Raw genomic sequence first — 23937 nt, 5'->3', positions numbered from 1 at the left:
ACGACTACATCACCTGGTGGAACACCGACCGCTCCCAGGCACGACTCGAGGGCATGAGCCCGGTTCAATACCGAGCTCACGCCCTCGCGGCCTAACCTGACTTCACGGTCCAACAAACCGGGACCAGTTCACAGCTGGCACCGCGCCTCCAGGCCGTCGGTGGGTCGCGCCCAGGGCGCCGGTCAGTCGACCGCGAGCGCCTCCGTCGGCGGGACGCGCATCGCCCGGCGGACGGGCGCGACGGTCGCCACGACCGCGAGGGCCAGGGCACCGACCACCACCACCACGATCGTCTTGGGCGGCATCACCGGCACGATCGGACTGCCGAGCGAACCGAGCAGCGTCTGCCCGCCGATCCACCCGTACACGACTCCGAGCACGAGCCCGGTGAGGACCGCCGCGACGACCATCTGGACGGCCTCGGTCACGATCATCCGCCGGACCTGCGCCCCGGTGAGCCCGAGGACCCGCAGCAGCCCGAGCTCGCGGCGGCGCTGCAGGACGCCGAGTGCGAGGGCGTTCACGACCCCGACGGCGGCGATCACGGCGGAGAACCCGACGATGACGCTCACGACGGCGTTGAGCTTGCTGAAGAAGTCCTGCAGCGAGCGGAGCTGTTCCGGGCTGCCGCCCTTGAACTGCGCGTTGAGCTGCGTCTCGAGGACGTGCTGCGTGATGCCGAGCGTCACCGCGAAGGTGACGAGCAGCGTGACCCCGATGACGAGTCCGATGGTTGCACGCGAGGACCGCCCCGGCGCCCGCATGGCGTTCCGACCGGCGAGCAGCACGACCGGGTCGCGTGAGCCGATCCGGCCGATGAGCTGCAGGACGGGGGGCATCACGATCGTGGCACCCACGGCGATCCCGGCGAAGGAGACGAAGCCTCCGAGGGCCGCGGGCAGCACGGCGACGGGCGATGCGGAGCTCCCGACGAGTCCGACGCCCATGAGGACCGCACCCACGACGATGAGGACGACGGACAGGACCGTACGGCCACGCCCGGAGCGGACGTCGTCGTGGCTGGGCTCGACGCTCGAGGACAGCGCCTGCAGCGGCGTGACCGTGAGCACCCGGCGCGACCCCACGCCGAACGCGCCCCACGTGGCGAGGACGACGGCGGCGATCGGCAGTACGAGCTGCCACGGCAGCATCGTGTAGCTGGTGTCGGGCAGGAAGCCGTTGCCGCGGAGGATCACCACGAACAACGCGGTGAGGCCGGTGCCCGCGACGGCACCGATGAGGCCGCCGAGGACTCCCACGACCAGACCGGTCCGGGTGATCCGTCCGCGCAGCGACGCCCCGGTGGCGCCCACCAGGCGCTGCAGTGCGATGATCCGGGTCTGGCCGGCGATGAGCGTCGCACAGGTGTTCGCGGTGACGATCGCGCCGACGTAGAGGGCGACGCCGAGGGCCAACCACCCGATGACGGAGAGGATCGCCTCGACGGATCGCAGTTCGGCGAAGCCGGTGGCCGACAGCGCCTCGGTCACGATCCCGGGGGCGATCACGAGGGCCGAGCCGAACGTGGTGCCGAGTGCCGCGACGAGGACGGTCGGGGCGAAGGCGCGGACGCCGTTCATGCTGCTGCCTCCATCCCGAGCATCGTGGCGGAGATCTCGGCGGGGTCCATCGCGGGGCGGTCGGCGACGACGCGTCCGTCCGCGAGGAACAGGATGCGGTCGGCGTTGGCCGCGGCGATCGGGTCGTGGGTGACCATGACCACGCTCTGCCCCCAGTCGTTCACGGCCCCGCGCAGGATCTGCAGCACGTCACGACCGGTCCGCGAGTCGAGCGCACCGGTCGGTTCGTCCGCCACGACGACGGCCGGCCTGGAGGCCAGGGCACGGGCGATCGCCACGCGCTGCTGCTGCCCGCCGGACAGCTGGTGCGGACGGTGCGTCAGACGGTTGCCCAGCCCGAGCATCCCGACGAGCTGGTCGATCCAGGCGGACTCCTCGCGCGAGGGCTTGTGGCCACCGAGCAGGAACGGCAGCCGGATGTTCTCGCTGACGTCGAGCGTCGGCACGAGGTTGAACGACTGGAAGACGAACCCGAGCCGGCGGCGCCGGAGTTCGGTGAGGTCCTTGTCGCCCAGCCCCGTGATGTCGACGCCGTCGATCGTGATCCGGCCGTCCGTCACCGCATCCAGTCCGGCAGCGACGTGCATGAGGGTGGACTTGCCCGAGCCCGACGGCCCCATCACGGCGGTGAACTCCCCTGCGCCGATGTCGACGCTGACGTCGTCGAGCGCCGTCACCCTCCGGGCGCCGTCGCCGTAGTGCTTGGACACGTGGTCGAGTCGGATGATCGGTGCGTGGCTGGTGGTCATGGAACCACCATGGCGGCCGGGAGGCACGCCCCGCGTCGGTCGGTCGGCTCCTGTGGATGATCCGCTCGGCTTGCTTCCCTGTGGGGAAGTCATCCGAGCGGATGACGGTCAGTCTGCTTTGGTGACCAGGCCGTGCTCGTGCGCGAAGACCACGAGCCGCACCCGGTCGCGCAGCTCGAGCTTCGTGAGCACCCGCGAGATGTGGGTCTTCACGGTCGCCTCGCTGACGTACTCGTGCTGCGCGATCTCGCTGTTGCTGAACCCCCGCGCGGCGAGGTCGAAGATCTCGCGCTCCCGCGGGGTGAGGTCGGCGAAGGCGGCCGGCACGTTCGCGGCCTGCTGCGTCGTGTCGTCGTAGCGCCGGAGGAGCTCCCGCGTGGCCGATGCCGCGAACACCGCGGTGCCGGCGTGGACGGTGCGGATGGCCGCGAGCAGGAACTCCGGGTCGGCGTCCTTCAGCACGAAGCCGCTCGCCCCGGCCCGGATGGCCTTCGCTGCCGCCTCGTCGAAGTCGAACGTGGTCAGGACCAGGACCTTCGCGCCGTCCGCGCCGCTGTCCTCCACGATCTTCGACGTGGCGGTGATGCCGTCCATCACCGGCATCCGGACGTCCATGAGCACGACGTCCGGTCGACCGCGACGGACGAGTTCCACGCCCTCGGCGCCGTCCCCGGCCTCGCCGACGAACCGCAGGTCGGGCTGGGAGTCGATGAGCATCCGGATGCCGGTGCGGAAGAGCGCCTGGTCGTCGACGAGTGCGACGCGGATCGGAGTGTCGTTCATCGGGCGGGTCGCTCCTGGGGCGTCGAGGTGAGTGGTGCTGTGCTGGGCGTCCCGGTCGGGACGAGTCCACGTGGCATCTGGCCGCTGGCGGGCACGGCCGGCATCCGGACGGAGACCGCGAAGTCGTCGCCACGCGCGCCGGCCGTCATCGTGCCGCCGGTCATGGCGGCACGTTCGCGCATGCCGACCAGGCCGTGACCGGTGCCGGGGCCGCGGGTGCCGTCGTCTGCGCGGCGGTTCACGACGCTGATCTCGACGGTGTCGGGGCGGTAGGTCAGGGCTGCGTGCACGGGCGTGCCGGGCTCGCCGTGCTTCCACGCGTTCGTCAGGCTCTCCTGCACGATCCGGTACACGGCGAGCTGCGTTGCCGTCGGCAGGCCGGCGGGATCGCCCTCGCGCTCGACGCGGACGTCGAGCCCCACCTCGCGCATCTCGCGCACGAGCCGGTCGATGTCGTCGAGGTCCGGGGTCGGCGCGGTGCCCTGCTCGTGGCGGAGTGCGCCGAGGAGCTCCCGGACGTCACCGAGCGCACGACGGGCGGTCGTCGAGATCGTGCCGAGGGCCTCGTCGGCGATCGCGGGGTCCGCCTTCAGCGCGTACCGTGCCCCGTCTGCCTGGGCGATCACGACCGCCAGGGAGTGGGCGACGATGTCGTGCATGTCCCGGGCGATGCGGACGCGCTCCTGCTCGACGGCGACGGCGCGGTCGGCGCGGGCGGCGTCGCGCTCGGCGAGGAGCTGGGCCTCCCGGCTCATGCTCGCGGACCGCCGGGTCCGACCGATCACGCCGGCGAGCCACGGCAGGAGCAGGAGCAGGAGCACGACGGCGAAGTACGTGACCGCGACCCGGAAGGACTCCTCCTGCGGGGTCGTCGCGGTGACGATGTCCCGCCGGTGGGAGTAGTCCTCGAGGCCGAAGTAGAGAGCAGCGACGACCGGGCCGATGATCGCCGAGACCAGTCCGGCGATGCGGACGCGCCGGCTGCCGTACCGACTGGTCGTGTAGACGACACCCGAGATGAACACGTTCGCGATGCCGGGGGTCTGCGGGGCGATCAGCTCGAACAGGGCGACGACCCACGCGGCGGTCAGCGCCAGCCCCGGTGAGAGGCGGCGGAGCGCCAGCGCTACCGTGAGCCCGGCGAGGGTGACGTACTCGAGCGGCGTGTCCATGCCGCCGGCGGTGGTGACGAGCACGAGCGCACCGAGCACGACGGCGATGACGACGTCGGTGGTGATCTGCACGCGCAGCATGGGACGGAACACCACCCCACGGTACGTCGCGGAGACCGAGCGCGCGTCCGTCCCGCGGATGACCCGGGACGGCGAGCCGCGGCGGGTCACGAGCAGCGGGTCAGAAGCCGAGCCGCCCGAGCTGCTTCGGGTCGCGCTGCCACTCCTTCGCGACCTTCACCCGGATGTTCAGGTACACGTGCCGACCGCCGAGCAGCGACTCGATCTCGACGCGGGCACGGGAACCGACGTCCTTCAGACGCTCGCCCTTGTGCCCGATGACGATCGCCTTCTGGCTGTCGCGCTCCACGAACAGGTTCGCGAAGATGCGCAGCGGGCCGTCGGCGTCGTCGTCCTCGTCGGGCTCGACGATGTCCTCGATCACGACGGCGAGCGAGTGCGGCAGTTCGTCGCGGACGCCCTCGAGCGCGGCCTCGCGGATGAGCTCGCCGATGCGCTCCTCGTCCGTCTCCTCGGTGACGGTCGACGCGTCGTAGAGCTGCGGCGACTCGGGCAGGAGCTTCGTGATCTCCTCGAGCAGGACCTCGAGCTGCAGACCCTTCGTGCCGGACGTCGGGATGATCGAGTCCCACTCGCGGAGCTTCGACACGGCCAGCAGCTGCGCGCCGACGGCGTCCTTCGAGGTGCGGTCGATCTTCGTCACGATCGCGACCTTCTTGGCGCGCGGGTACTGGTCGAGCGTGTCGTTGATGAACTTGTCGCCCGGCCCGATCGGCTCGTTCGCCGGCACGCAGAACCCGATGACGTCGACGTCGCCGAGCGTGGACTGCACGAGGTCGTTGAGCCGCTCGCCGAGCAGGGTTCGCGGGCGGTGCACGCCCGGAGTGTCGACGATGATGACCTGCCCGTTCGGCCGGTGCACGACGCCGCGGATGGCCCGGCGGGTGGTCTGCGGCTTCGAGGACGTGATGGCGACCTTCTCGCCGACGAGCGCGTTCGTCAACGTCGACTTGCCGACGTTGGGACGGCCGACGAACGAGACGAAGCCCGCGCGGTAGGGCTCGCCGGTGGTGGGGGTGGTGTCGGTCATGCGTGCGGGGTTCCCGTCGTGGTGGGTGTCGCGTCGTCGAAGGCGTCCTCGACGCCGGCGAGTTCCGGGGTGCGCTCGGCGAGCACGGTGATGAGGTGGCGGCGCTTGCCCTCGACCCGGTCGGCGGTGAGCACCAGCCCGGAGACGGTGACGGTGTCGCCGCGGACGGCCAGGTGTCCGAGTTCCTTGGTGAGCAGGCCGCCGGCGGTGTCGACGTCGTCGTCCTCGAGCTCGATGCCGAACAGGTCGCCGAGCTCGTCGATGGGCAGGCGTGCGGAGATGCGCCAGGTGCCGGGCTCGACCTCGACCCGGTCGACCACGGCGCGGTCGTACTCGTCGGAGATGTCCCCGACGAGCTCCTCGATGAGGTCCTCCATCGTCACCAGCCCGGCGACGCCGCCGTACTCGTCGACGACCAGGACCAGGTGGTTCTTCGCGACCTGCATGTGGCGGAGCGTGTCGTCGGCCGCCTTCGACTCCGGCACGAACTCGGCCGGCCGCAGGATGGTGGTCACGCGTCGCGCCTCGGACCCCGGCCGTTCGTACAGCGCCCGGGAAACGTCGCGGAGGTACAGGACGCCGAGCACGTCGTCGCTGTCCTTGCCCGTGACCGGCATGCGGGACACCCCGGCGGCCAGGAACTGCTCCATCGCCGCACCCAGGGTGTCCGAGCCGTCCACGGTGGTCATGTCGGTGCGCGGCACCATGACCTCGCGCACCAGGGTGTCGCTGAACTCGAACACCGAGTGGATGAGTTCGCGGTCGTCCTGCTCGAGGACGTTGCTCTCCGTGGCCTCGTCGACGAGCGAGAGCAGCTGCTCCTCGCTCGACACCGTGGATGCGCTGCGACCACGACCAGGCGTGACCCGGTCGCCGATCGCGACGAGCAGCCCGGCGAGCGGACCGAGCACGATGCGGATGCCGTGGACGATGCCGCCGGTCGAGCCGATCAGCCGCTCGGCGTGCGCGCGCCCGACGCTCCGCGGGCTCGAGCCCACCAGGACGAACGACACCGCGGTCATGATCGCCGCGGCGACGATCAGCGCGACCCACCAGGTGTCGAAGACCATGACGAGCGCGATCGTGACGAGCACGGCCGCAGCCGTCTCGGCGAGCACGCGGAAGAAGTTCAGGGCGTTGACGTGCGCCCCGACGTCGTCGCCGATGGCCTCGATCGCCCGCCGGTGTCCGCTGCCCCGGGCGATCTCGTCGAGGTCGGCACGGGACACCACGGAGAGCGCGGCGTCGGAGGCGGCGAGCAGGCCGCCGAGGACGACGAGCACGAACGCCACCGCGAGCAGGCCGGCGACGAGCAGCATCAGGTCACCGTCCTCGGCGCTGGGCGGCGAAGGCGGTCAGGATCTCGCCCTGCAGACCGAACATCTCGGCCTTCTCCTCCGGCTCGGCGTGGTCGAACCCGAGCAGGTGCAGGATCCCGTGGCAGGTCAGGAGGAGCATCTCGTCGGTGCTGGAGTGGCCGGCGGTCTTCGCCTGTTCCACGGCCACCTGCGGGCAGAGCACGATGTCGCCGAGGAGCCCGGCGGGCGTCGGCTCGTCCTCGGTGCCCGGTCGGAGCTCGTCCATCGGGAAGCTCAGCACGTCGGTGGGGCCCGGTTCGTCCATCCACCGGACGTGCAGCTGCTCCATCGCGCCCTCGTCCACGAGCACGATGGCGAGCTCCGCGTCGGCGTGGACGTGCAGCGCGTCGAGTGCGAAGGCGGCGAGGCGCTGGATGGCTGCCTCGTCGACCTCGACACCGGACTCGTTGTTGAGCTCGATGCTCACCGGTTGCCTCCTCGGGCGTCGTTCTGGGGGTACGGGGAGCCCTGGCGGTCCTGGGGCGGGCGCCCCCGTCGCTCGGCGCGGTTCGCGCCGGCGGGGTTCGCGACGGGTGCGGTGCCGCGACCGCCCGGGCGGTACCCGGACTGCTCGGCGAGGCGCTCCTCGTCGTAGACGGTGTAGGCGTCGACGATCCGGCCGACGAGCGTGTGGCGGACGACGTCCTCGCTGCCGAGGCGGGCGAAGTGGATGTCGTCGACCTTGTCGAGGATCCTCGTCACGAGCCGGAGGCCGGACAGGTTGCCGGGCAGGTCGACCTGGGTGATGTCACCCGTGACGACCATCTTGGAGCCGAAGCCGAGTCGGGTGAGGAACATCTTCATCTGCTCGGGCGTGGTGTTCTGCGCCTCGTCGAGGACCACGAACGAGTCGTTGAGCGTCCGACCGCGCATGTACGCGAGCGGAGCCACCTCGACCGTGCCCGCCGCCAGCAGCTTCGGGACCAGCTCGGGGTCCATCATCTCGTTGAGCGCGTCGTACAGCGGCCGCAGGTAGGGGTCGATCTTGTCGGTCAGCGTGCCCGGCAGGAACCCGAGCCGCTCGCCCGCCTCGACCGCGGGGCGCGTGAGGATGATCCGGCTCACCTCGCGCCGCTGCAGTGCCTGCACGGCCTTCGCCATCGCGAGGTACGTCTTGCCGGTACCGGCGGGGCCGATGCCGAACGTGATGGTGTGCTCGTCGATGGCGTCGACGTAGGCGCGCTGCCCGTCCGTCTTCGGGCGCACCGACTTGCCGCGGCTCGACACGATCGGGGTGCCGAACGTGTCGGACGGCTTGCGGTCCTCGTCGAGGAGCCGCGCGGAGACGGGGATGTCCGACGCGCCGATCTCCTGCCCGCGCTTGACCATGCCGACGAGTTCGTCGACCAGGGCGTGCGCGCGTGTGACGTCCCGCTCGGGTCCGGACAGCGAGACCTCGTTGCCACGGACGAGCACCCGCACGCCGGGGTACTGCCGCTCGACGGTCTTGAGCAGTCGGTCCTGGGGGCCGAGCAGCTGCACCATCGCGATGCCGTCGACCTGGATCGCGACGGAGACGTCCGTCGGGTCGGTCTGGGAGGGTGCTGGTTCGTTAGCCGGCAATGTTGCCTTCCTGCAGGTCACCTGCGAGTACGTGCGCGTGCACGTGGAACACGGTCTGACCGGCGGCTTCGCCGGTGTTGAAGACGAGTCGGAACTGGCCGCCGGCGCGCTCGTCGGCGATGCGCTGGGCGGTGGCGACCACGTGGGCGAGGAGGTCGGGGTCGCCCGCCGCGAGCTCGGCCACGTTCGCGTACTGCTGGGTCTTGGGGACGACGAGCACGTGGACGGGGGCCTTCGGCGCGATGTCCTCGATCGCGATCACACGGTCGTCCTCGGCGACGACGGTCGCCGGGATCTCGCGCGCGATGATCTTCGTGAAGACGCTGGGCGTGCTGGTGCTCATGGCTCCATCGTAGAACGCGGGGCCGACGCCCCGTCTTCCCGATCCGGCTACCAGCGTCCGAGCCGCGTCTGGAGGACTGCCAACGCGGCCGGTCCGGCGGTCGAGGTCCGCAGCACGGTGTCGCCCAGACGGACCCGGACGGCACCGGCGTCGACCAGCCGGTCGAACTCGGAACCGTCGATCCCGCCCTCGGGGCCGACGACCAGGACGATCTCGTCGACGTCGGCCGGTGGTTCCCACGCGGAGAGCCGCACGTCACCGACCGGGTCGAGCACCAGCACCGCGCGCACCCCACCAGAACCAGAACCACCGGCACCACCACCCGCACCAGCGCGCCCCGCCAGCGCCGCCGTCGTCACCGGCGCCTCGACCACGGGGACCCGCGACCGGATCGCCTGCTTCGATGCCTCGTGCGCGATCGCTTCCCAGCGTGCTCGGCCCTTCTCGACCTTCGCGCCCTCCCACCGGGAGACACTGCGGGCGGCCGACCACGGCACGATGCGGTCGACACCGATCTCGGTCGCCGCCTGCACCGCCATCTCGTCACGCCCGCCCTTCGCCAGCGCCTGCACGAGCGTGAGCGACGGGCGCTGCTCCGGGGTGAACTCGACCTCGGCCACGAGGACCTCGAGCGTGTCGCGCCCCAGCGAGGACACCGCACCGGTCACGACGGTGCCGTGACCGTCCGAGAGGCGCAGGGTCTCCCCCTCGCGGACCCGCGCCACGGCGACCGCGTGCCGCCCCTCTGCCCCGTCGAGCGGGACCGTGTCGCCGACCGTGACGCCGTCGAGCGACCCGACGAGGTAGAGCGACGCCATCAGAAGTTGAAGAAGCGGTCGCGGAGCTTGCCGAACATGCCCTGCTGGAACCGGGCGAGCTGCGGCTTCGCGGCCTTGTGCGACTTCGCGAGCTGCTCGACGAGCTGCCGCTCCTTGTGCGAGAGCTTCGTGGGCGTCACGACCTGCACGCCGACCCGCAGGTCGCCACGGCCGTTGCCGCGCAGCTTCGTGATGCCGCGGTCCTTGATGACGAGGACGTCGGCGCTCTGCACGCCGGGACGGAGCTCGAGCTGCACCGGGCCGTCGAGGCCGTCGATCGTCGTCGTGGTACCGAGGACGGCGTCGGTCATCTGCACCTCGAGCGTGGCGAGGAGGTCGTCGCCCTCTCGGCTGAAGACGTCGTGGTGGCGGACGCGGATCTCGAGGTAGAGGTCGCCCGACGGGCCACCGGCCGGACCGACCTCGCCCTGCCCGGGCATCTGCAGCCGCAGCCCCGAGTCGACACCGGCGGGCACGTCGACCGGCACGGTGCGACGGGCGCGGACACGACCCTGGCCCTGGCAGGTCGGGCACGGGTTCGGGATGACGGTGCCGTAGCCGCGGCAGGTGCCGCAGGGAGCGCTCGTCACGACGTTGCCGAGGAGCGAGCGCACCTGGCGCTGGATGTGCCCGGAGCCGCCGCAGATGTCGCAGGTCTGCGGGTGGGTGCCGGGGGCCGCGCACGAGCCGCCGCACGTCTCGCAGAGCACGGCCGTGTCGACCTCGACGTCCTTGTGGGTGCCGAAGACGACCTCGTCGAGGTCGACCTCGATCCGGAGGAGGGCGTCCTGGCCGCGCTCGGCACGGCTGCGCGGACCGGTGCCCCGGCCGCCGCCCGCTCCGCCGCCGAAGAACGCGTCGAAGATGTCGCTGAAGCCGCCGGCGCCGCCGCCGAACGGGCTGTCCGCCTGGGGTCCGGCGTCGTAGCGGCGGCGCTGCTCGGGGTCGCTCAGGACGTCGTACGCGTGCGTCACGTCCTTGAATCGCTCGGAGGCTTCCGGGCTCGGGTTCACGTCCGGGTGCAGTTCGCGCGCCAGTCGGCGGTACGCCTTCTTGATGTCGGCATCGGAGGCGTCCGGCTGGACGCCGAGGACGTCGTAGTGGTCTGCCACGTATCCCTCAGTCGGTTCGGTTCGGTGCGGCGGTCGCCGCGGATCAGGTGGTTGCCGGTGGGCCGGGAGGCGCGGATCGCCTCAGCGGGTCACCCCGCGTCCGGCGTGCGGCCGGTTCGGTGCGGTCGGTTCAGTGCGGACGGGTCAATGTTCGCCCAGGAGTTTGGACAGGTACCGTGCGACGGCGCGGACCGCGGCCATGTTCGTGCCGTAGTCCATCCGGGTCGGTCCGAGGACGCCGAGCCGGGCGACCTCGCCGCGGGCGAGGTAGCCGCCGGCGACGATGCTCGTGGCGTCGAGCCCGTACTCGGCGTTCTCGACGCCGATCCGGGCCGCCACCGCGACGTCGTCGATCTGCATCTCGCCGAACAGGCGGAGCAGGGTGACCTGTTCCTCGATCGCTTCGAGCACGGGGAAGAGGCCGCCGGAGAAGTCCTGTTCGCTCTTCGCGAGGTTGGCGGCGCCGGCCATCACCAGGCGGTCCTGCCGGTTGGCGGCGACCTGCTCGATGAGCGTGGCGACGACCACCCCGGCGAGCGGCTGGGCGTCCGGCCGGATCTGCTGCGGGACCGCGCGGAGCGCCGTTGCGACGTCCTGCAGCAGGAGCCCGACCGTGGCGCCGTTCACGACGGCACGGAGTTCGGTGAGCCCGGCTTCGTCGAGCGTGACGTCGGTCTCGACGACGCGCTGCTCGACCCGGGCGGTGTCGGTGATGAGGACGACCATCAGGCGGTCGTCGCCGAGGCGCACGAGTTCGATGTGCTGCACCCGGGCGCGCACCATCGAGGGGTACTGGACGAGGGCGACCTGGTTGGTGAGCTGGCTGAGGAGCCGGACGGTGCGACCGAGGACCTCGTCAAGGTCGTTCGGCGCGCCGAGGAAGGTCTCGATCGCGTGCCGCTGCGCGCTGGACAGCGGGCGGGCACCGGCGAGGTGGTCGACGAACACCCGGTAGCCCTTGTCGGTCGGGACCCGGCCGGAGGAGGTGTGCGGTGCGGCGATGAGCTGCTCGTCCTCGAGCTGGGCCATGTCGTTGCGGATCGTGGCGGCGCTGACCCCGAAGGCGTGCCGCTCGACGATCGTCTTCGAACCCACCGGCTCGCGCGAGGCGACGTAGTCCCGCACGATGGCCTTGAGGACCTCGAGGGAGCGTTCGCTGACCACCCGGACCCCTTCCACTCGTTCTGGCACTCGGACGTGTCGACTGCTGATCCTACGCCCGACCACCGACGGACCGGGACTTCTCCACAGCCGGTCGGTACGCTTCCGCCATGAGCTACGGAGAGCAGCCCGGCGGACCCTACGGACAGCAGCCCGGACAGCCCGGAGGGCCGGGCTGGACCGGCGGACCCGGTGGTCCCCAGAACCCCGGCGGCCCGCAGTACCCGGGTGGCTACACACCGCCGCAGCCGATGTCCCCGGAGGACCAGCGCCTCTGGGCCACCCTCACGCACATCGGCGGCATCTTCTTCAACTTCATCGCGCCGCTCATCGCGTACCTCGTGCTGCGGGACCGCGGCGGGTTCATCCGCGAGCACACCCGCGTCGCGCTGAACTTCCACATCACGATGGCGATCGCCTACGTCGTCGGCACGATCCTGTCGATCATCGTCATCGGCGCGTTCGTCATCTTCGCCGCGGCGATCCTGTCGATCATCTTCGGGATCATGGCCGCCGTCGCCGCGAACCGTGGCGAGTTCTACCGCTACCCGCTCTCGATCGAGTTCATCAAGCCGTAGCGCCGGTCGACCGGCGGCCGCTGCCCGCTCAGTCGAGCAGCTCGCGGACCACCGCGTCCGCGAGCAGGCGACCCTGCAGGGTCAGGTCGATCCGTCCCCGCACCGCGGCCGACCCGTCCACGAGTCCGCGTGCGATGAGGCCGGCGACGCGGCCACGGGCCTCCCGGTCCAGCTCTGCCGTCGCGAGCTCCCCGCGGACCCGCGCCGCGAGCAGCACGCGCTCGACGTACCGGGTCTCGTCGTCGAGGGTCTCGCGACCGGCGGCGGGCGACTCGCCCGACAGCACCCGGTTCGCGTAGGCGGCCGGGTGCTTCACGTTCCACCAGCGCGTGCCGGCGACCGCGGAGTGGGCACCAGGGCCGACGCCCCACCAGTCGTGGCCCTTCCAGTAGGACAGGTTGTGCCGGCTGGCGTGCTCCTCGCCGCGCGCCCAGTTCGAGACCTCGTACCAGGAGTACCCGGCGTCGCCGAGGACCCGGTCGGCGAGCTCGTACATGTCCGCCGCCAGGTCGTCGTCCGGCGCCGGCAGCTCGCCGCGGGCGACCATGCGGCCCATGGCCGTGCCGTCCTCGACGATGAGCGAGTACGCCGAGACGTGGTCCGGCTCACAGGCCAGCGCAGCGTCGAGCGACGTGCGCCAGTCGTCGAGCGACTCCCCCGGCGTCGAGTAGATGAGGTCGAGCGAGACGTCGAGCCCCTGCTGCTTCGCGAGGTCGACGACGAGCGGCACGCGCTCGGGGTCGTGCGTCCGGTCGAGCGTCGCGAGCACCTGCGGCACCGCCGACTGCATGCCGTAGCTCACCCGGTTGAACCCGCCGGCCCGGAGCGTCTCGAGCGACGAGGCGTCCACCGAGTCCGGGTTCGCCTCGGTCGTGACCTCGGCGCCGGGCAGGATGCCCCACGTGTCGTCGATCGCGCGGAGGATCATCACGAGGTCGGACGCCGGCAGCATCGTCGGGGTGCCGCCGCCGAAGAACACCGTCGACACCGGACGCCGCGGGACACCCGAGCGGTCGAGGACCTGCGCGGCCCACTCGATCTCGCGCACCGCGTGCCCGGCGTAGTCGTCGCGCCGGACACCGCGGAGCTCCGACGCCGTGTAGGTGTTGAAGTCGCAGTAGCCGCAGCGCACCCGGCAGAACGGGACGTGCACGTACACGCCGAACGGGACGTCGCCGGCTCCGGAGGCCGGGGGGATCAGGCCGTCCGCGGGGGCGGGGTCGGCGATCGGGAGGGCACTCGGCATGGACTCCATTGTCCGTCATGATGGAGACATGGAGCACCACCCCGTCCCCACCACGGTGCTGTGGGACATCGACGGCACCCTCGTGATGAACGCCTCGTCGCCGGGCAACCTCTACCACCTCGCGCTCGAGCGGGCGGTCGGCCGCGACCTCGTCCTGCGCGTCGGCCACCAGCACGGCCGGACCGACGCCGGCCTCATCGCGGAGCACGTCCGCGCGCACGAACTCGACGACGCCCTCATCCCCACGGTCAGCCGGCACCTGCGCGACCTCACCGAGGAACGCCACCGCTCCGGCGACCACCGCAGCCCCGCGCCGGGCTCGATCGCCCTGGTCGCACGCTTCGCCGAGCTCGGCTGGCGGAACGGACTGCTCACCGGCAACTCCGAGTACCGCGCCCGGGTCAAGCTCGAAGGCGCCGGGTTCGACACCGACGCGTTCGACTGGCACCACTCGTTCTTCGGCGACGCCGAGGTCGAACGCGCCGGCGTCACCGCCCGTGCGGCGTCGGCGCTGGCCGGGACCCGCGCCGTCATCGTCGGCGACACCCCGCGCGACGGCGAGGCGGCGGACGCCGTCGGCATCCCCTTCCTGGCGGTCGCGACCGGCGTCTACGACGTCGAGTCGCTCCGCGCCACCGGCGCCGTGACGATCGCGCGCAACTGCGTCGACGACGCCCGGCTCATCGAGGACGCCATCGCTGCCCTGCCGCCGCTGCGACCGGTCGGCTGACGCCCGACTAGTCGCCGCGCAGCGCCGCCAGGTACTTCTCCGCCATGACCTTCTGCTGGCGGCGGAGCAGCGGAGCGACGAACTGCCACTTCCGGCTCGACGGCTGCGAGAACTGCCGGATCTGCAGCCACACCGACCCGTCCGGCGTGCGCTCGACCACGAACGACTCCTCGCCCGAGAGCGGGTGCCCCTCGAGCGTGCCGTACGCGAAGCCCTTGCGGTCGTTCTCGTCGATGATCGACACCACCCGCACCGGCGCGTGCACCGTCCGGCCGAACGCGTGCATCGTCAGCGTCGCGCTCGTCCCCGCCGTCACGAGGGGGGTGCCGTCCGGCGCGAACTTCTCGACCCGGGGCGTCCCGATCGAGGCGGGGGCGATCGGCACGCCGGCCTCGTCGAAGGTCACCGGGTTGTAGCGGACCTCGTCGTCGTCGGGCTGCTCCTCGACGTGCACGCCCATCCCGCTGCGCTGCTGGATCTGCCACGTCAGCGCCTGCGTCACCGCGGTCTCGAACCGCTGGTCGCCGTGGCCGATGCGGGCCCGGGACTCGGACGGGACGAACCCCTCCGGCGGGTACGTCATGAGGTCCGACGCCTGGGTCGCGCCCACGGCTCCGTACGTCAGGGCGGTCCGGTAGCTCCCGCGGGTACTCATGCGCCCAATCGTACCGGGGCGGTTCGCCGCGGGACGAACCGGCGCGGTCGCCGGAGGGTCAGGTGCGCAGTGCGCCGTCCGCTTTCCGCGCGCCCCGAACTGGAGGCCCGACACCCGCCCGCCACGCCCCTATCGTTGGTCCGTGCCCCGCTCCACCCCCGCCCGGTCCATCGACCGCACGACGGCCGCGTTCGCCGTGCTGACGCTCGCGGCGTTCGGGCTCGCCGCGAGCGCACGTGCCGCGGTCGAGTGGGCCACGGCCGGCCTCGGGAGCCCCGCCCGGTACGTCTCCGCCCCTCCGGGCGACTGGGACGTGTTCGAGACCGCGAACGCCATCGCCGCGTTCGGCGCGTGCAGTGCGGGAGCGGGCGTGCTCCTCTTCGGAGCGACCCTCGTGCTCGCGGTGCGTCGGCACAGCGCACGACGGCTGCCCACGGTGCTCGGGATCGCCACGCTGGCGATGGTGATCGGCGCCGTGGTCGCGGGGTTCGCCGCGACGGAGCAGCCGGACTACGACGCGGCCGCCGGGCTGGTCATCCTGCGGACCGCACTGGCGGGACTGGCCGCTGCGAGCCTCCCGGCCCTCGCCCTGGCCGCCTACCGGACCCGCGCCGCTCGCACGTCCTGACGCGCCCCGGCCGCCCGCGCTTCGCGAAAGCGACAGTTCGCCGCGGTGTTCTGGCGGTGAACTGTCGCTTTCGGGGCGCGGACGAGGCCGTCAGGAGGAACGCTGTCGCGTTCGCAGACACATCCCCGTCAGCGGCGAGCTACTTCTTCTTCTCTTCGACGTCACCGGACAGCGCGGCGATGAAGGCTTCCTGCGGGACCTCGACGCGACCCACCATCTTCATGCGCTTCTTGCCCTCCTTCTGCTTCTCGAGGAGCTTGCGCTTGCGGGTGATGTCACCGCCGTAGCACTTCGCGAGGACGTCCTTGCGCATCGCCCGGATGCTCTCGCGGGCGATGATGCGGGCGCCGATGGCGGCCTGGATCGGCACCTCGAACTGCTGCCGCGGGATGAGCTTGCGGAGGCGCTCGGTCATGAGGGTGCCGTACGCGTACGCCTTGTCGCGGTGCACGATCGCGCTGAACGCGTCGACCTGCTCGCCCTGCAGCAGGATGTCGACCTTGACGAGGTCCGCCGCCTGGTCGCCGGTCGGCTCGTAGTCGAGCGACGCGTAGCCCTGGGTCTTGCTCTTCAGCTGGTCGAAGAAGTCGAAGACGATCTCGCCGAGGGGCATCTCGTAGCGGATCTCGACGCGGTCCTCGCCGAGGTACTCCATGCCGAGGAGCGATCCGCGGCGCGACTGGCAGAGCTCCATGATCGCGCCGACGTAGTCCTTCGGGGCGAGGATCGCCGCGCGCACCATCGGCTCGCGGACCTCGACGATGCGGCCGCCGGGGAACTCGGACGGGTTCGTGACCTCGGTCACCGTGTTGTCCTCGTTCGTGACCTCGTAGATCACGCTCGGGGCGGTGGTGATGAGGTCGAGGCCGAACTCGCGGCTGAGGCGCTCGGTGATGATCTCGAGGTGGAGCAGGCCGAGGAAGCCGCAGCGGAAGCCGAAGCCGAGCGCGACGGAGGTCTCCGGCTCGTAGACCAGCGCGGCGTCGGACAGCTTGAGCTTGTCGAGCGCTTCGCGGAGGTCCGGGTAGTCGGAGCCGTCGATCGGGTACAGGCCCGAGAACACCATCGGCTTCGGGTCCGTGTAGCCGGGCAGGGCTTCGGTCGCGGGCTTCTGCGCCGTCGTGACGGTGTCGCCGACCTTCGACTGACGGACGTCCTTCACGCCGGTGATCAGGTAGCCGACCTCGCCGACCGAGAGCCCCTTCGTGGGCTTCGGCTCCGGCGACGACACACCGATCTCGAGGATCTCGTGCGTCGACTTGGTCGACATCATCTGGACCTTCTCGCGCGGGTGGATCGTGCCGTCGATCATGCGCACGTACGTCACCACGCCGCGGTAGCTGTCGTAGACCGAGTCGAAGATCATCGCGCGGGGCGACGCGTCGACGTCGCCGACCGGGTTCGGCACGGTGCGGACCACGCGGTCGAGGAGCTCGGCCACGCCGACGCCCGTCTTGCCCGACACGCGGAGGACGTCCTCCGGCTTGCCGCCGATGAGCTGCGCGAGCTCGGCCGCGTACTTGTCCGGCTCCGCTGCCGGCAGGTCGATCTTGTTGAGCACCGGGATGATCTCGAGGTCGTTCTCGAGCGCCAAGTAGAGGTTCGCCAGCGTCTGGGCCTCGATGCCCTGCGCGGCGTCGACCAGGAGGATCGCGCCCTCGCACGCGGCAAGCGACCGCGAGACCTCGTACGAGAAGTCGACGTGACCGGGCGTGTCGATCATGTTGAGCGCGAAGGTCTGGCCGTCGAGCTCCCACGGCATCCGGACCGCCTGCGACTTGATCGTGATGCCGCGCTCGCGCTCGATGTCCATGCGGTCGAGGTACTGCGCACGCATCGCGCGGTCCTCGACGATGCCGGTGATCTGCAGCATGCGATCGGCCAGCGTCGACTTGCCGTGGTCGATGTGCGCGATGATGCAGAAGTTGCGGATCGCTTCGGCCGGAGTCGCGGCGGGCTCGAGCGGGATGGCTGCTTGTGGGCTCACGGTTCCTCAGGTGGGTCGGACGGTCGGACGATTCTCCCACGGTTGGGCGGCGGTCGCGCGCACCACCTCGCACGGTGCGAGGGGTGCCGACGCGACCGCCCTCGCACGGTGCGAGGGCGGGGCGGGGCTGCACCGCGCCTCCAGGCCGGGGGCGACGCGACCGTCTGCTCAGACGACGGCGTGCGCCGGGGCCGGCAACGCGCCGAGGCCGCGCCGGAGGTCCGCCGGGGTCGCCGCGAGACACACCCGGATCCACCCCTCGCCGGAGCGGCCGAAGGCGCTCCCCGGCGCCACCGCGACCCGCTCGCGCTGCAGGAAGGCGAGCGCCCACTCGGCGACGTCGCCCTGCGACGCGTGGGAGACGTCGATCCAGAGGTAGAAGGCGCCACGCGGATCGAGGTAGCGGATGCCGGCGGCGTCGAGCACCTCCTTCGCGATGCCGAGGTTCGCGCGGTAGTGCTCCCGGGCGTCCTGCACCGCCGAGTGGTCCCCCACGATCGCCGCGAGGGCCGCCCACTGGTCCGGCTCGGCGACGCAGCTGATCATCGCCTCCTGCGTGGTCCGCATCGTCGTGCCGAGGCCCTTCGGCGTCACCAGGTACCCGACCCGCACCCCGGTCATGGCGTACGTCTTGCTCAGCGAGAACGCGATGAACACCCGGTCGTCCTCGTCGAGGCTCGCGAGGCTGACGTGCCGGGTGCCGTAGGTGAAGTACTCGTAGACCTCGTCGCTGATCACCCACAGGTCGTGGCGCTTCGCGAAGGCGAGCAGGGCACGCAGGGTCTGCTCGCCGAACACGGAGCCGAGCGGGTTCGACGGGGAGTTCACCACGAGTGCCCGGGTCCGCTCGGTGACGCTCGCCTCGAGCGCCTCGAGGTCAGGCTCGAACCCGTGCTGCGGTTCGAGCCGGTACGGCACCGGGGTGGCGCCGAGGATGTGCGCGTTCATCGTGAAGGTCGTGTAGCCGGGATCCGGCACGAGGACCTCGTCGCCCGGGGACAGCACGAGGGTCATCGCCTGGAACAGGGCCTGCGTCGCACCGATCGTGAGCCAGACCTGCTCGACGTCGACCTCCATGCGGTTCTCGCGGCGGAGCTTCTCGCGGATCGCCTCCCGCAGTGGGGCGATGCCGCCGTTCGGGGTGTAGTCGGTGCGGTCCTCGGACCAGGCTCGGCGGGCGGCCTCGGCGATGTGCGGGGCGACGGGGACGTCGGGTTCGCCGATGACGAGCATGGCGACGTCGGCGCTGCTGCTGTCGGGGCTGCTGCTGCCGTTCGCGGCCGTCTCGCGGAGCAGTGCCGCCTGCTCGAAGACCCGTCGGATGCCGGAGGCGGGCACGGTCTCGATCCGCGGTGCGAGGGATGGCATGCTCGTCACGGTAGCGAACGCGTGTTGCGGCGTGGTTTCGGCGCGGCGGTGCTTTGGCTGACGGGCCTCGGGCTGGTAACGTGGCTTGCTGGACTTCCGCGTTCCCCGCCCACGGGTGGAACGCGATGCGACCAAGGGCCCCTCTACCCAGCGGTCGCGACCACCCGTAGAGACGAGAAGGAGCAACACACATGGCGAACATCAAGTCGCAGATGAAGCGAATCAAGACCAACCTCAAGGCCCAGGAGCGCAACAAGGCGTACCGGTCCGAGCTCAAGACGGTCATCCGTCACACCAACGAGGCCGTCGTCGCCGGCGACAAGGACAAGGCCCTCGTGGCCCTGAACCTCGCCTCGAAGAAGCTCGACAAGGCCGTGAGCAAGGGCGTCATCCACAAGAACCAGGCCGCGAACCGCAAGTCGGCCATCGCGAAGAAGGTCTCCGCGCTCTGATCTCCTGAGTGCTGTACGAAGGCCCCGCACCGTTCGGTGTGGGGCCTTCGTCGTCGTGTGGGGCTGCACGACTCGAGGCGCCGAGGTCGCACTTTCTGCCGCTGTCGGACGGCGCGGGCGGCACGAAGTGCGACCTCGGCGAACCTGAGCGGCGCGTCGTGCCACCTCCGGGCCGCGGCCTTCCGCGGTGCGACCTCCGGCGAGGACGGCGCGCTCACTCATGCTGCGCGCGCCGAGGTCGCCTTATCTACCGCTGTCGGACGGCGCGGGCGGCACGAAGTGCGACCTCGGCGAACCTGAGTGGCACGTCGTGCCACCTCGGGGACGCCCGCGTCGGCGCTCGGGCCCGCGTCGCCGCAGGGACCGGCGGGGACAGGTCAGCGGGGACGGGTCAGCGGGGCTCGCCGCGGCGGGCGATCGTGCGCACCATGACCTCGAGCGCGTAGTGGGCGTCCCGCGAACCGCCCTTCACCGCGGTGTCCGCCTCGGCGATGCTGGTGATCGCGTTCGCGAGCCCGGCCTCGGTCCACGAGGCCACGTCGCGCTGCGCCCGCTGCACCTGCCACGGCGCCATGCCGAGCGCCGACGCAGCCTGCCCGCTCGGCCCGCGGAAGGCACTGACCTTGGCCATCGTGCGGATCTTGCTCGCGAACGCCGCGACGATCGGCACCGGCGCCTCGCCCGTCGACAGGGCGTGCCGCAGTTCGACGATCGCCGGGGCCGACCGTCCGGCCAAGGCGATGTCGGCGACCTTGAACGCGTTCGTCTCGACGCGGCCGCCGTAGTACTTGTCGACGACCTTGTCGGTGATCTCCTGGGCCTCGTCGGCGAGGAGCTGTCGGCACGCCGCGGCGAGCTCTGCCAGGTCGTCGGCGAAGGCCGCGACGAGCGTCCGAACGGCCGAGGGTGCGATCTTGCGTCGGGCGGCGCGGAACTCGGCCTGCACGAAGTCGATCCGGTCGGTCTCGCGCTTGAGCTCGTCGCACTGCACCTCGATCCCACCGCCGACGCCGCTGCGGATCGTGTCGAGCAGCTTCTTGCCGCGCACGCCGCCGCCGTGCCGGAGCACGAGCGTGACGTCGTCCGCCGGGGCGCCGAGGTACGAGATGGTCTCGGTGATGAAGGCGTCGGTGCACTTCTCGACGTTGGTGACCCGGACCAGCCGGGGTTCGCCGAAGAGGGACGGGCTCGCGAGCGTCGCGAGGAGCCCGGGCGCGTACTGGTCGGCTTCGAGGTCGTGCACCTCGAGCGCCGGGTCCTCTCCCACGAGCAGGTCGCGGAGGACACTGCTGGCGCGCTCGGCCAGGAACGTCTCGGGGCCCGTGACGAGGACCACGGGCGCCGGTCGGATCCCCGACCACGGCACCTGGTCGATCTTCGCCGCGGCGCGGACGGGCTTCTTGGCGGCCATGCCTCGATCCTACGGGCGACCGCCGACCCCGACCGCTCCGTCCACACCCGCAAGCGGTCCGGGCCGTCACGGCCGACGACGACGGTGCCCTGCAGGTCGGTCCGGTACGCCGCCGTCCCCGCGTCCTGGAGCATCGAGAGCGCCGACCGGGTCGGGTGTCCGTAGGTGTTGTCGGCGCCGACACCGATCAGTCCGACCGCCGCCGCGGCCTGCCGGTACACGAGCGGGTCCTGGTCGGCCGAACCGTGGTGGGCGACCTTCACCACCTCGACCGGGTCGACGCCGGTGCCACGGAACCGTCGCTGCGCCGTCTCCCCCAGGTCGCCGAGGAACAGCCCCGACACGCACGTCCGGCACTCGGGGCCGGGTTCGGTGCGGAGCACGAGGCTGGTGTCGTTGCCGGCGGTCCGGTCGCCCGTCCGGGGCCAGAGCACCCGCCAGCGGAGCGCGCCGAGGGTCCCGGTCGTCGTGTCGTCCGCGCGCCGAACGTCGGCACCGGCGTGCTGCAGGGACCGCACCACCCGCTCGTCGGCGGGACGTCCGACCGGGCCGACGAGGACGGTCCGGACCCGGTGTGCCACGGAGTCGACCGCTCCGACGTGGTCGCGGTCGAAGTGGGTCAGGACGAGCAGGTCGATCCGGTCGACGCCGAGGAGGTCGAGACACGCCTCCAGTCGGTCCGGGTCGTCCCCGGTGTCGACGAGGGCGACCCCGCCCCCGCCGGCCGTCCCCGTCCCCGTGCCCGTGCCCGTGCCGTCGTCTCCCCCGCGGACGAGGACCGCGTCGCCCTGCCCCACGTCGCACGCGGCAGTCGACCAGTCCGCCGGCAACCCCGATCGGACCACGATGCGGGGAACGGCGACCACCGCCATCCCGATGACCGTGACCACGCCGGCGAACAGGAGGAGCCGGAAGCGCACCGGTCGCGGCACGAGCACGGCGACCGCGAGACTCGCACTCACCGCGCCCGCAGCGACCACGCCCGCGACGCCGGCCGGCCACGGAGCCGACGCGTGCGGCAGCGCCGCCGCACCGTGTGCGATGGCCCCGACGGCGCTGGCGGGCACCCAGGCGACCGCGGCGAGGACCGACCCGCCCCACGGCCACACGGCTGCGACCAGACACGCGCCGAGCCCCACCACGGTGACGATCGGCGCCAGGGGTTCGGTGAGCAGGTTCGCCGGGACCGCGTAGGTGGGGAACGCCGCGGACAGCGGGATCGTCACCGGCCAGCACGCGAGCTGCGCGGCGATCGGGACCGCCAGGGCCGCTGCCGCCGGAGTCCACATCCGGCGTGCCAGGAGCTCCGTGAGCGGCGGCCCGAGCACCACGATCCCGCTGGTCGCGAGCACCGACAGGACGAAGGCGAACGAGCGCGCGTACCAGGGGTCGACGACGAGCATCCCGGCCACGGCGAGGCCGATGAGCGGGACCCCGCGGACGGGACGACCCGTCAGGTGGACCACGAGCACGACGATCGCCATCACCGTCGCCCGCACGATCGACGGGTCGGGTCGGACGAGCACCACGAACGCCAGCAGGAGCACCACGGCGACGGCCGCCCGCGCGTACCGGGGCAACCCCAGGGCCCGGCCGACCACCACGACGAGCCCGACGACCACGGCGCAGTTCGCCCCGGACACGGCGGTGAGGTGGGTCAGTGCCGAGGTCTCCATCGCGGACTCGGTCTCGGCGTCGAGCCCGCTCCGGTCCCCGATCGCGAGCCCCCGGAGGAGCGACGCACCGGGCTCGGGCAGGGGCTCGGTGACGGTGACGAACGCCTGACGCGCACGGTCGGTGGCGGCGAGGATCCGGCTCGGACCGTGTGTCGAGGCGGAGCCGCGGAGGAAGACCACGGACGCGGTCGCGGCGCCCGGGGCATCGGGTTCCACCGCGGCCGTCGACCGCAGAACGGTCCCCGCTGCGAGACGTTCCGTCCCGGCGTCGTCGTCACGGGACGGGACCACCCGCACCGGGACCCGCAGGCCACTGACGTCGTCGACCCGTTCGAGCGTCCCCACGACGGAGCGGTCGCCCGGGGCGAGGTCGCGGGACAGCACGACCTCGACGGCGACGTTCCCGGGGTGGTCGAGCACAGCGGGGCTCCGTCGTTCGTCACCGACCAGCACCGCCACGGCGAGCAGCGAGCAGAGCGCCGCCGCAGTCACCACCAGGCCAGCGAGGGCACCCAGCCACCGCCGACGCGACGCCGCCGCGACCCCGACGGACACGAAGCCGAGCACCGCACCGCCGAGCAGCACCCAGCCCGCCGCCGCCGGTGCACCGACGAGCAGTGCTGCGGCGATCCACGTCGCCGCCACCGGCCCGGCGATCCGCAGGTCGGCCACCCGTGGAGCGAGGTCCACCGCCACGGTGTCAGACCCGGACGCGGTCCTGGAGGTCGGCGAACCGACCGTCCCCGATGCCGCTGACGTCGAGCAGGTCCTCGACGGCCGAGAACCGCCCGTGCTCGCCCCGCCAGGCGAGGATCCGCCCGGCCAACGACGGCCCGATCCCCGGCAGGGTCTCGAGCGCCGCCTGGTCCGCGGTGTTGAGGTCCACGACGCCGTCCACCCCGACGACGCCCGATCCCGACCCGGACCCTGGCCCAGACCCCGTCCCCGTTGCACCGCCCGGACTCGACGAGTCCTGGTCCAGCGCAGCGGGGATGTCCGTCTCCCCCACCTCCGGCACGTAGAGCCGTTCGCCGTCCACCACCACCCGCGCCAGGTTCAGCCGTGCCAGGTCGGCCGACGGGATCGCGCCGCCTGCTCGGTCGATGGCGACGGACACCCGGCTCCCGGAACCGAGCGTGACGACGCCGGGCCGGGCCACCGCCCCGACGACGTGCACGACCACGGGACCCGAGGACTCCGACCCAGGCCCAGACCCAGAGCCCAAGCCAGACCCGGGGCCGGGCGACGACGCAGCGACCGACGGCGCACCCGTCACCGTCACCGCGCCCGGACCGCCGGCACCACCGGCACCCGAGATGCCCGACCGCGACCCGAGCAGGACCACCACCACGGCGACCACGACGACCACCGCCGCCAAGACCACCGCGGCCCGGGGCGACAACGCGAGAGCAGCGAGACGCGGCGGCGGAGAAGACATGCCGGAACGCTAGGGGGC

23 protein-coding genes and 1 pseudogene are annotated in these 23937 nt (G+C 71.9%); 5 read left to right on the top strand and 19 right to left on the bottom strand.

Annotated elements, in window-relative coordinates:
- Positions 1-8 precede the first annotated feature (8 nt).
- Entirely contained in the window at positions 9-95 is an 87-nt protein-coding gene (locus tag EDF64_RS18695; protein ID WP_432207037.1) for an IS3 family transposase, read from the top strand.
- Between the two features lie 87 nt (positions 96-182).
- Here EDF64_RS18695 and EDF64_RS17610 read toward each other — a convergent pair whose 3' ends face one another.
- From EDF64_RS17610 to hrcA, 12 genes are all read right to left on the bottom strand, one after another.
- The gene (locus tag EDF64_RS17610; protein ID WP_133521256.1) at positions 183-1580 is read right to left on the bottom strand and encodes an ABC transporter permease; all 1398 of its coding nucleotides are present in this window, start codon (positions 1578-1580) and stop codon (positions 183-185) included.
- The gene (locus tag EDF64_RS17605; protein WP_071293007.1) at positions 1577-2329 is read right to left on the bottom strand and encodes an ABC transporter ATP-binding protein; all 753 of its coding nucleotides are present in this window, start codon (positions 2327-2329) and stop codon (positions 1577-1579) included. Before EDF64_RS17605 ends, EDF64_RS17610 begins: the two co-directional genes overlap by 4 nt.
- 108 nt (positions 2330-2437) lie before the next feature.
- Entirely contained in the window at positions 2438-3112 is a 675-nt protein-coding gene (locus EDF64_RS17600) for a response regulator (RefSeq protein WP_071293008.1), read from the bottom strand.
- Entirely contained in the window at positions 3109-4377 is a 1269-nt protein-coding gene (locus tag EDF64_RS17595; RefSeq protein WP_208108942.1) for a sensor histidine kinase, read from the bottom strand. The genes EDF64_RS17600 and EDF64_RS17595 overlap by 4 nt, the downstream gene beginning before the upstream one ends.
- A gap of 88 nt (positions 4378-4465) precedes the next feature.
- Positions 4466-5395: a GTPase Era gene (gene era, locus EDF64_RS17590; RefSeq protein WP_071293010.1), complete on the bottom strand. Its 930-nt coding sequence runs from the start codon at positions 5393-5395 to the stop codon at positions 4466-4468.
- Complete coding sequence (locus tag EDF64_RS17585; protein WP_133521255.1) at positions 5392-6714, bottom strand: hemolysin family protein; 1323 nt, start codon at positions 6712-6714, stop codon at positions 5392-5394. Before EDF64_RS17585 ends, era begins: the two co-directional genes overlap by 4 nt.
- A gap of 4 nt (positions 6715-6718) precedes the next feature.
- On the bottom strand, positions 6719-7180 hold the full coding sequence (gene ybeY / locus EDF64_RS17580) for an rRNA maturation RNase YbeY (RefSeq protein ID WP_133521254.1): 462 nt from the start codon (positions 7178-7180) through the stop codon (positions 6719-6721).
- Positions 7177-8238, bottom strand: a complete 1062-nt coding sequence (locus tag EDF64_RS17575; RefSeq protein ID WP_243736453.1) for a PhoH family protein — start codon at positions 8236-8238, stop codon at positions 7177-7179. Before EDF64_RS17575 ends, ybeY begins: the two co-directional genes overlap by 4 nt.
- A gap of 67 nt (positions 8239-8305) precedes the next feature.
- Entirely contained in the window at positions 8306-8659 is a 354-nt protein-coding gene (locus tag EDF64_RS17570) for a histidine triad nucleotide-binding protein (protein WP_071293013.1), read from the bottom strand.
- A gap of 47 nt (positions 8660-8706) precedes the next feature.
- Positions 8707-9477 (bottom strand): 16S rRNA (uracil(1498)-N(3))-methyltransferase, encoded by a 771-nt coding sequence (locus EDF64_RS17565; RefSeq protein ID WP_133521253.1) that lies wholly within the window; start codon positions 9475-9477, stop codon positions 8707-8709.
- Positions 9477-10589, bottom strand: coding sequence for a molecular chaperone DnaJ (dnaJ, locus tag EDF64_RS17560; protein WP_133521252.1), 1113 nt, complete (start codon positions 10587-10589; stop codon positions 9477-9479). The genes EDF64_RS17565 and dnaJ overlap by 1 nt, the downstream gene beginning before the upstream one ends.
- 144 nt (positions 10590-10733) lie before the next feature.
- The gene (gene hrcA, locus EDF64_RS17555; protein ID WP_133521251.1) at positions 10734-11753 is read right to left on the bottom strand and encodes a heat-inducible transcriptional repressor HrcA; all 1020 of its coding nucleotides are present in this window, start codon (positions 11751-11753) and stop codon (positions 10734-10736) included.
- A gap of 107 nt (positions 11754-11860) precedes the next feature.
- Between hrcA and EDF64_RS17550 the strand changes: the two genes are divergently transcribed.
- Entirely contained in the window at positions 11861-12328 is a 468-nt protein-coding gene (locus EDF64_RS17550; protein ID WP_243736452.1) for a DUF4870 domain-containing protein, read from the top strand.
- A 28-nt stretch (positions 12329-12356) separates the two neighbouring features.
- Here the strand turns inward: EDF64_RS17550 and hemW are convergent, their stop codons facing one another.
- On the bottom strand, positions 12357-13574 hold the full coding sequence (gene hemW, locus EDF64_RS17545) for a radical SAM family heme chaperone HemW (protein WP_133521250.1): 1218 nt from the start codon (positions 13572-13574) through the stop codon (positions 12357-12359).
- Positions 13575-13602: 28 nt separating this feature from the next.
- On the opposite strand from hemW, the gene EDF64_RS17540 reads away from it, so the two are divergent.
- Positions 13603-14304 (top strand): HAD family hydrolase, encoded by a 702-nt coding sequence (locus EDF64_RS17540; RefSeq protein WP_166645806.1) that lies wholly within the window; start codon positions 13603-13605, stop codon positions 14302-14304.
- 7 nt (positions 14305-14311) lie between these two features.
- Here EDF64_RS17540 and EDF64_RS17535 read toward each other — a convergent pair whose 3' ends face one another.
- On the bottom strand, positions 14312-14959 hold the full coding sequence (locus EDF64_RS17535) for a DUF1990 family protein (protein WP_133521248.1): 648 nt from the start codon (positions 14957-14959) through the stop codon (positions 14312-14314).
- A 142-nt stretch (positions 14960-15101) separates the two neighbouring features.
- Here EDF64_RS17535 and EDF64_RS17530 point away from each other — a divergent pair, with 142 nt between their 5' ends.
- Complete coding sequence (locus EDF64_RS17530; RefSeq protein WP_133521247.1) at positions 15102-15587, top strand: hypothetical protein; 486 nt, start codon at positions 15102-15104, stop codon at positions 15585-15587.
- Positions 15588-15726: 139 nt separating this feature from the next.
- On the opposite strand, the gene lepA is transcribed toward EDF64_RS17530, so the two are convergent.
- Together lepA and EDF64_RS17520 are read right to left on the bottom strand one after the other, a co-directional pair.
- On the bottom strand, positions 15727-17574 hold the full coding sequence (lepA, locus tag EDF64_RS17525; RefSeq protein ID WP_133521246.1) for a translation elongation factor 4: 1848 nt from the start codon (positions 17572-17574) through the stop codon (positions 15727-15729).
- A 168-nt stretch (positions 17575-17742) separates the two neighbouring features.
- The gene (locus EDF64_RS17520; protein WP_133521245.1) at positions 17743-18942 is read right to left on the bottom strand and encodes a pyridoxal phosphate-dependent aminotransferase; all 1200 of its coding nucleotides are present in this window, start codon (positions 18940-18942) and stop codon (positions 17743-17745) included.
- Positions 18943-19133: 191 nt separating this feature from the next.
- On the opposite strand from EDF64_RS17520, the gene rpsT reads away from it, so the two are divergent.
- Positions 19134-19394 carry a 30S ribosomal protein S20 gene (rpsT, locus tag EDF64_RS17515; protein WP_133521244.1) on the top strand — a complete coding sequence of 87 codons (261 nt, stop codon included), beginning with the start codon at positions 19134-19136 and terminating at the stop codon, positions 19392-19394.
- Positions 19395-19785: 391 nt separating this feature from the next.
- Here the strand turns inward: rpsT and holA are convergent, their stop codons facing one another.
- The 3 genes and pseudogenes from holA to EDF64_RS17495 all read right to left on the bottom strand — a co-directional run bounded on the left by holA (position 19786) and on the right by EDF64_RS17495 (position 23919).
- Positions 19786-20805, bottom strand: a complete 1020-nt coding sequence (gene holA / locus EDF64_RS17510) for a DNA polymerase III subunit delta (protein ID WP_133521243.1) — start codon at positions 20803-20805, stop codon at positions 19786-19788.
- A gap of 560 nt (positions 20806-21365) precedes the next feature.
- Positions 21366-22481 (bottom strand): annotated as a pseudogene (locus EDF64_RS18690) (ComEC/Rec2 family competence protein); the annotation flags it as partial.
- Positions 22482-23181: 700 nt separating this feature from the next.
- Positions 23182-23919, bottom strand: coding sequence for a helix-hairpin-helix domain-containing protein (locus EDF64_RS17495; RefSeq protein ID WP_133521242.1), 738 nt, complete (start codon positions 23917-23919; stop codon positions 23182-23184).
- Positions 23920-23937: the final 18 nt, after the last annotated feature.

The organism is Curtobacterium flaccumfaciens, assembly GCF_004361695.1.
In the GTDB taxonomy this organism is placed as follows: domain Bacteria; phylum Actinomycetota; class Actinomycetes; order Actinomycetales; family Microbacteriaceae; genus Curtobacterium; species Curtobacterium flaccumfaciens_B.
The sequence above is the reverse complement of the archived record's forward strand: the minus strand, read 5'-3'. Positions and strand labels throughout refer to the sequence as shown.

Excerpts from the sequence above, each read along its gene's own strand:
- EDF64_RS17585 (WP_133521255.1), bottom strand. The coding sequence starts at position 6,714 with ATGCTGCTCGTCGCCGGCCTGCTCGCGGTGGCGTTCGTGCTCGTCGTC.
- EDF64_RS17495 (WP_133521242.1), bottom strand. The coding sequence starts at position 23,919 with ATGTCTTCTCCGCCGCCGCGTCTCGCTGCTCTCGCGTTGTCGCCCCGG.
- EDF64_RS17570 (WP_071293013.1), bottom strand. The coding sequence starts at position 8,659 with ATGAGCACCAGCACGCCCAGCGTCTTCACGAAGATCATCGCGCGCGAG.
- EDF64_RS17520 (WP_133521245.1), bottom strand. The coding sequence starts at position 18,942 with ATGCCATCCCTCGCACCGCGGATCGAGACCGTGCCCGCCTCCGGCATC.
- hemW (WP_133521250.1), bottom strand. The coding sequence starts at position 13,574 with ATGCCGAGTGCCCTCCCGATCGCCGACCCCGCCCCCGCGGACGGCCTG.
- holA (WP_133521243.1), bottom strand. The coding sequence starts at position 20,805 with ATGGCCGCCAAGAAGCCCGTCCGCGCCGCGGCGAAGATCGACCAGGTG.
- rpsT (WP_133521244.1), top strand. The coding sequence starts at position 19,134 with ATGGCGAACATCAAGTCGCAGATGAAGCGAATCAAGACCAACCTCAAG.
- EDF64_RS17605 (WP_071293007.1), bottom strand. The coding sequence starts at position 2,329 with ATGACCACCAGCCACGCACCGATCATCCGACTCGACCACGTGTCCAAG.
- EDF64_RS17600 (WP_071293008.1), bottom strand. The coding sequence starts at position 3,112 with ATGAACGACACTCCGATCCGCGTCGCACTCGTCGACGACCAGGCGCTC.
- era (WP_071293010.1), bottom strand. The coding sequence starts at position 5,395 with ATGACCGACACCACCCCCACCACCGGCGAGCCCTACCGCGCGGGCTTC.
- EDF64_RS17550 (WP_243736452.1), top strand. The coding sequence starts at position 11,861 with ATGAGCTACGGAGAGCAGCCCGGCGGACCCTACGGACAGCAGCCCGGA.
- EDF64_RS17610 (WP_133521256.1), bottom strand. The coding sequence starts at position 1,580 with ATGAACGGCGTCCGCGCCTTCGCCCCGACCGTCCTCGTCGCGGCACTC.
- EDF64_RS17535 (WP_133521248.1), bottom strand. The coding sequence starts at position 14,959 with ATGAGTACCCGCGGGAGCTACCGGACCGCCCTGACGTACGGAGCCGTG.
- EDF64_RS17565 (WP_133521253.1), bottom strand. The coding sequence starts at position 9,477 with ATGGCGTCGCTCTACCTCGTCGGGTCGCTCGACGGCGTCACGGTCGGC.
- EDF64_RS17540 (WP_166645806.1), top strand. The coding sequence starts at position 13,603 with ATGGAGCACCACCCCGTCCCCACCACGGTGCTGTGGGACATCGACGGC.
- EDF64_RS17575 (WP_243736453.1), bottom strand. The coding sequence starts at position 8,238 with ATGGTGCAGCTGCTCGGCCCCCAGGACCGACTGCTCAAGACCGTCGAG.